The following is a 4,590-nucleotide window of genomic DNA, read 5'->3' as shown; positions in this document are numbered from 1 at the left end:
TCGAGCATGGCGCTTGTCTCCTTGCGGGCCATTGTGCCTGCGCTCGGCAGAAAAAAAAGCGGCCCGCCGAAGCGGGCCGAACATCCAAAGGAGACTCTTGCGATCCGGGCTCAGCGCATGTAGGCGGTTTCGCCGTGGCTGCTGATGTCGAGGCCTTCGCGTTCCTCTTCCTCGCTGACCCGCAGGCCGACCAGCAGGTCGACGATCTTGTAGGAGACGAAGGCAACGACACCGGACCAGGCCACCGTGAGCAGCACGCTCTTGAACTGGACCCACACCTGGCCGGCGATGGTGAAGGTGTCGGGCGTGGCGCCGCCGGTGCCGCCCAGGCCCTGGGCGGCGAACACGCCGGTCAGCAGCGCGCCGACGATACCGCCCACGCCGTGAACGCCGAACACGTCGAACGCGTCGTCCGCACCCAGCATGCGCTTCAGGCCGCTGACGCCCCACAGGCACACCACGCCGGCGATCAGGCCGAGCACGATGGAACCCATCGGGCCGACGAAGCCGGCGGCGGGCGTGACGGCCACCAGGCCGGCGACGGCACCCGAGGCGGCACCCAGCATGGAGGCCTTGCCCTTGGACAGCGCCTCGCCGCCGATCCAGGACAGCGTTGCGGCGGCAGTGGCCAGCACCGTGTTGATGAAGGCCAGGCCGGCGGAGGCGTTGGCGGCACCGGCGGAACCGGCGTTGAAGCCGAACCAGCCCACCCACAGCAGCGAGGCGCCCACCATGGTCAGCGTCAGCGAGTGCGGCGTGAACGCTTCCTTGCCGAAGCCGATGCGCTTGCCCAGCACGTAGGCGCCCACCAGGCCGGCCACGCCGGCGTTGATGTGCACCACGGTGCCACCGGCGAAGTCCAGCGCGCCGTCCTTGGCCAGCAGGCCGCCGCCCCACACGATGTGCGCCATCGGCACATACGAGAAGGTGAACCAGAGCGCCGAGAACAGCAGCACGGCGGAGAACTTGATGCGCTCGGCGAAGGCGCCCACGATCAGGGCCGCCGTGATCGCCGCGAACGTGCCCTGGAAGGACACGAACACGTATTCCGGGATCGTGGTGAGCGCGCCGAAGGTCTCCGTCGTCACGCCGCTGAGGAACACCTTCTGCAGCGAGCCGAAGAAGTTGCCCTCGCCCGCGAACGCCAGGCTGTAGCCGTAGATCGCCCACAGCAGGCTGACCAGGGAGAACACGACGAACACCTGCATCAGGACGGACAGCATGTTCTTCGAGCGCGTGAGGCCGCCGTAGAACAGCGCCAGGCCCGGGATCGTCATCAGGATCACCAGCAGCGTGGAGGTCAGCATCCAGGCGGTGTCGCCGGAATCGACCTTGGGCGCGGGCGCGGCCGCGGCAGGGGCCTCGGCAGCCGCCGCGGCCGGAGCCGCCGCTGCTGCAGGGGCGGCTGGTGCGGCCGCGTCAGGCGCAGCCGTGACCGCCGCAGCGGCCGGCGCTTCGGCCGCCGGCGCGGCGGGCGTCTGGGCGACGGCGACGCCGCCGGCCAACAGTCCCAGGCCCAGGGACAGGGAGGCGAGAAGTTTCCTCATGTCGGTGCTCTCTGTGTGAAGTTGAAATGCTTAGAGCGCTTCCTTGCCGGTCTCGCCGGTGCGGATGCGAACGACCTGCTCGAGGTCGTACACGAAGATCTTTCCGTCGCCGATCTTCCCCGTGCGCGCGGCGCCTTCCACGGCCTCGATCACGCGCTCCACCAGGTCGTCGGCCACGGCCGCCTCGATCTTCACCTTGGGGAGGAAGTCGACGACGTATTCGGCGCCCCGGTACAGCTCGGTGTGGCCCTTCTGGCGGCCGAAGCCCTTCACCTCGGTGACGGTGATGCCCTGCACGCCGATGGCGGAGAGGGCTTCACGCACTTCGTCGAGCTTGAAGGGTTTGATGATGGCGGTGACGAGTTTCATGCTGGCTCCTTGCGGGCGGAATTCAGAACGCGTACTTCACGCCCGCGACCAGGCCGGCGCGGCCGAGGTCCTTGCCGTTGGGGGCGCGCACGGTGATGTTGGTGTCCACGTAGGCGAGGCTGGCGCTGAAGCCGTTGCCGAAGTCCTTGCCCAACGCGAGCGACCAGTCGGTGTAGGAGGCCGACGAGTTGTGGCGCACGCGCTGGTGGCCGACGTGCGGCGTGAGCGTCAGCCCGTACCAGGGCAGCTCGAAATTGGCGCTCAGGTCCAGGTAGCCGCTGCCCTTGCTGTCCGGCGTGCCGAACAGGTTGGTGGTGGCATGCGAGTACTTCAGCGTGGCCGGACCCAGGCTGCCCGCCAGGTACACCTCGGTGGTGTCGGGGTTCACCAGGCCGGTGGCCGGCGCGATGTCGGAGCCGGGATACAGGTAGCGCAGCACGCCGACATCGAGGCCGACGCCGCCGAGCGTGGTGCGGTAGCCGCCGTACACGTCGACTTCGACGTTGGCATCGCCGCCGGCATCCTTGAGCCACTTGATGGTCGAGCCCCAGGTGCCGACATAGAAGCCGCTCTTGTGCGCGAAGTCGGCGCCGCCCTGCAGCGCGGGGCGCAGGCGGCTCTGCGAAATGCCGCGGTAACGGTAGTCGGTGACCGCGCCGACATTGAACGACAGCGTGGAGTCGGGCTCGGGCGCCGCCGTGCTCGTCTGCGCCATCAGAGCGGAAGAAGCCGCCAGCGTCGACAACAGCACCGCAAGTTTCGCTTTCATTGAATGGGTTCTCCGTTCGTTTGTTGATGGTTTGCAGCAGGACTTAGCAGGACACATGCCATCCGCCATCCGGAGGAAAGGGCGCGTCGTCGCACCGCCGTGGCTGTTCGTTACCCATTGCGGGGCGTGCGGGCGCGCAAAGCCGCACCGGCGCGGTGCGGGACGGCCGGCGCGCCCGCACCGGAGCCCCGCATGCACCTGGAAAGGGAGGAGCCATTCCGTGAGCCTTTGTCTGCTGCAAAGCCGCACCCTGCTGGGGCTGGAGGCCGCGGCCGTGACCGTGGAGGTCCATCTCGCCAACGGGCTGCCCAGCTTCACCCTGGTCGGCCTGGCCGATACGGAGGTGAAGGAAGCGCGCGAGCGGGTGCGCTCGGCCCTGCTGAACTCCGGCCTGGAGTTCCCGCACAACAAGAGGATCACCGTCAACTTGGCGCCGGCCGACCTGCCCAAGGACAGCGGCCGCTTCGACCTGCCGATCGCCATCGGCGTGCTGGCCGCCAGCGGCCAGATCGATGGCCGCCGGCTGGCGGGCTACGAGTTCGCGGGCGAGCTGTCGCTCTCAGGCGAGCTGCGGCCGGTGCGCGGCGCGCTGGCTACCAGCCTGGCGCTGCACGCGGGCGGGGTGGCGGCCCGGCTGGTGCTGCCGCCCGGCAGCGCGGAGGAGGCGGCGCTGGTGCCCGGGGCGCACGTCGTGCGCGTGCGGCACCTGCTCGATGTGGTGCGCCACTTCGCGCCGTCGTCCGAAGGAGCGGCGCCGGGGGAAGACGGCTGGGCGCCGCTGGCCGCCAGCGCGCCGCCGCCCGCGGCCTGCTATCCGGACCTGGCCGACGTGAAGGGCCAGGCCGGCGCCCGGCGCGCGCTGGAGATCGCCGCGGCCGGCGGCCACAGCCTCCTGATGGTGGGCCCTCCCGGGTCCGGCAAGTCCATGCTGGCGCAGCGCTTCACCGGCCTGCTGCCGCCGATGTCGGTGGAGGAGGCGCTGGAGAGCGCGGCGGTCGCCAGCCTCGCCGGCCGCTTCGCGCTGCAGCACTGGTCGCAGCGCCCCACCGAATCGCCGCACCATTCGGCCAGCGCGGTGGCCCTGGTGGGCGGCGGCTCGCCGCCGCGGCCGGGGGAGATCTCGCTGGCGCACCACGGCGTCCTGTTCCTCGACGAATTGCCCGAGTTCCCCCGCGCGGCGCTGGAGGCCTTGCGCGAGCCGCTCGAAACCGGCCGCATCACCATCGCGCGGGCGGCGCGCCGCAGCGAGTTCCCGGCCCGCTTCCAGCTGGTGGCGGCGATGAATCCCTGCCCCTGCGGCTGGCTCGGCTCGGCGCGGGCCTGCCGCTGCAGCCCGGAGCAGGTGGCGCGCTATCAGGGGCGCCTGTCGGGCCCGCTGCTCGATCGCATCGACCTGCACGTGGAAGTGCCGGCAATCGCTCCCGGCGAACTGCTGCAGGCGCCCGCGGGCGAGCCGAGCGCGCCGGTGCAGGCGCGCTGCATGGCGGCGCGCGAGCGCGCGCTGCAGCGCCAGGGCAAGGCCAACCACGCGCTGCAGGGCGCCGAGATCGATGCGCAGGCGGGGCTGGCCGCGCCCGCCTCCGAGTTCCTGCGCCAGGTGGCGGCGCGCCTGGGCTGGAGCGCGCGCTCGATGCACCGCGTGCTCAAGGTGGCCCGCACGATCGCCGACCTGGCGGCCTCAGGCGGCGTGGAGCTCGCCCACGTCGCCGAGGCGGTGCAGTACCGGCGCGCGCTGGCGATGAACGCGTGACGCCGGGCCGCTCAGAACTCCTGCCAGCCTGCGGCCCCGGCGCCCGCCAACGCCGGCAGCGGGTCGAGTCGGGCAGGCCCGCTGGCCGCCGGCTCCGCGCTGGGCACCGCCGGCTCCCCACCGCGCCGCGCCGCCGGCTGCGCGGGCTGCATGGG

General features: G+C 71.4%; 4 protein-coding genes. 1 reads left to right on the top strand and 3 read right to left on the bottom strand.

The window, feature by feature from the left end; all coding sequences use genetic code 11:
• Positions 1–110: 110 nt before the first annotated feature.
• Genes VFM98_RS25260 through VFM98_RS25250 form a run of 3 tightly spaced genes read right to left on the bottom strand, consistent with a single transcriptional unit; the run spans position 111 to position 2,685 of the window.
• On the bottom strand, positions 111–1,547 hold the full coding sequence (locus VFM98_RS25260; protein WP_325112645.1) for an ammonium transporter: 1,437 nt from the start codon (positions 1,545–1,547) through the stop codon (positions 111–113).
• Positions 1,548–1,577: 30 nt separating this feature from the next.
• Entirely contained in the window at positions 1,578–1,916 is a 339-nt protein-coding gene (gene glnK, locus VFM98_RS25255) for a P-II family nitrogen regulator (protein ID WP_325112644.1), read from the bottom strand.
• A 22-nt stretch (positions 1,917–1,938) separates the two neighbouring features.
• A complete protein-coding gene (locus tag VFM98_RS25250) occupies positions 1,939–2,685 on the bottom strand; it encodes a TorF family putative porin (RefSeq protein ID WP_325112643.1) in 747 nt (248 codons plus the stop codon).
• 220 nt (positions 2,686–2,905) lie between these two features.
• Between VFM98_RS25250 and VFM98_RS25245 the strand changes: the two genes are divergently transcribed.
• Positions 2,906–4,435: a YifB family Mg chelatase-like AAA ATPase gene (locus VFM98_RS25245; protein ID WP_325112642.1), complete on the top strand. Its 1,530-nt coding sequence runs from the start codon at positions 2,906–2,908 to the stop codon at positions 4,433–4,435.
• Positions 4,436–4,590: the final 155 nt, after the last annotated feature.

It is taken from the genome of Ramlibacter sp. (assembly GCF_035706265.1).
GTDB lineage: Bacteria > Pseudomonadota > Gammaproteobacteria > Burkholderiales > Burkholderiaceae_C > Ramlibacter.
The sequence above is the reverse complement of the archived record's forward strand: the minus strand, read 5'-3'. Positions and strand labels throughout refer to the sequence as shown.

Coding starts and splice junctions, on each gene's coding strand:
- glnK (WP_325112644.1), bottom strand. CDS start 1,916: ATGAAACTCGTCACCGCCATCATCAAACCCTTCAAGCTCGACGAAGTG.
- VFM98_RS25250 (WP_325112643.1), bottom strand. CDS start 2,685: ATGAAAGCGAAACTTGCGGTGCTGTTGTCGACGCTGGCGGCTTCTTCC.
- VFM98_RS25260 (WP_325112645.1), bottom strand. CDS start 1,547: ATGAGGAAACTTCTCGCCTCCCTGTCCCTGGGCCTGGGACTGTTGGCC.